This window comes from Bartonella sp. CL162QHHD (genome assembly GCF_042195435.1).
In the GTDB taxonomy this organism is placed as follows: domain Bacteria; phylum Pseudomonadota; class Alphaproteobacteria; order Rhizobiales; family Rhizobiaceae; genus Bartonella.
Map to the genome: position 1 here is coordinate 1 of NZ_JBHIOG010000036.1, position 1,370 is coordinate 1,370.

Consider the following 1,370-nt stretch of genomic DNA (forward strand, 5'->3'; position numbering starts at 1 on the left):
GCCATCAATCCAGTCGTCCCAACATACACATGCATCACCGTAAATTTTTGCATGACCGTAAACATGCGCATCACCGGAAACATGCGCATTGCCGTAAACACGCGCCCTATCGTAAATGTATGGCTCTTCGTAAACTTGTGCATTGCCATAAACTTCTGCATTATCAAAAACGTGCGGTTCACCGCAAATATGTGCATCACCGTAAACTTCTGCATGACCGTAAATGCATGGTTCATCGAAAACTTCTGCTTTGCCATAAATACGAGAATTGCCGTAAACATGTGCATAACCGTAAACTTGTGCATTTTCGTAAACCTTAGCATTACCAAAAACCTTGGCATTACCGTAAACTTTTGCATAATCCCCAATCCAGCAATTACCATGATGACCTAGATTGTCTTCTTTCTCGATATAGCCGCCAAGATCACCTTTCTTGACGTCCCCCAAATCTCTCAGTGCACGAATGCGGTGAAGGATTTTGCCCCCAACTTCGATTGTTTCATCAGTAAGTTCGTATTTTTTTTCCATGGTTTAAGTCGCCCTTATCTTAAAACAGTGTCATTTCCAGATACTTTTGTATTTCCGGTTACTTCGGCATTCTCGCAAACTATTGCACCACCAAACACACGGGCATTTCCAGAGATTTTTGCGTGACCGCCAACTTTAGCTTTTTCAGAGACATGTGCTCCATCATAAATTTCGGCACAACCACCAACCTTTGCTTTACCGAAAATACGAGCATTGTCACAAGCGGATGCAACGTGCGAAATTGTAGCGTTGTCGAAAACTTCTGCATTGTCATAAACGCGTGCATGTTCGGAAATTACGGCGTCATGGTATATTCTTGCTTTTCCATAAACCTTGGCATCACCGCAAACTTTTGCATTAACGTAAATGACTGCATCATCGTAAACATGTGCATCATCGTAAACACGTGCATCATCGTAAACACGTGCATCATCGTAAACTTGTGCACTTCCATAAATACGAGAATTGTCGTAAACCTTGGCGTTACCGTAAACTTGTGCCTTATCGTAAACTTGTGCCTTATCACAAACCGTAGCATTTCCACTAATACAGGCGCCATCAAATATCTTGGCATTATCAAAAATGGTAGCGCTTTCAAGCACCTTGGCATCACCATCTACCCAACAATCATCTTCATGACTTAGGTTGTCTTCTTTCTCGATATAGCCTCCTAGGTTGCCTTTCTCGACATCACCAAAGTTTCTTAAAGCACGTATACGGTGAAGGATTTTGCCATCAACATTGATTGTTTCATCAGTAAATTCGTATTTTTTTTCCATGGTTTTACTCCTTTAAGTTAGATTCTGCCTTTGTCGTTCTTGCAAAAGAACGGCATTGCATTG

General features: G+C 41.7%; 2 protein-coding genes. Both read right to left on the reverse strand.

The genetic code is table 11. The annotated features are described in order from the left end of the window. A partial coding sequence (locus tag ACFILD_RS03080) for a hypothetical protein (protein WP_375664752.1) occupies window positions 1–528 on the reverse strand: 528 nt, incomplete at its 3' end. Between the two features lie 14 nt (window positions 529–542). Further along, on the reverse strand, window positions 543–1,307 hold the full coding sequence (locus ACFILD_RS03085; protein WP_375664753.1) for a hypothetical protein: 765 nt from the start codon (window positions 1,305–1,307) through the stop codon (window positions 543–545). Window positions 1,308–1,370: the final 63 nt, after the last annotated feature.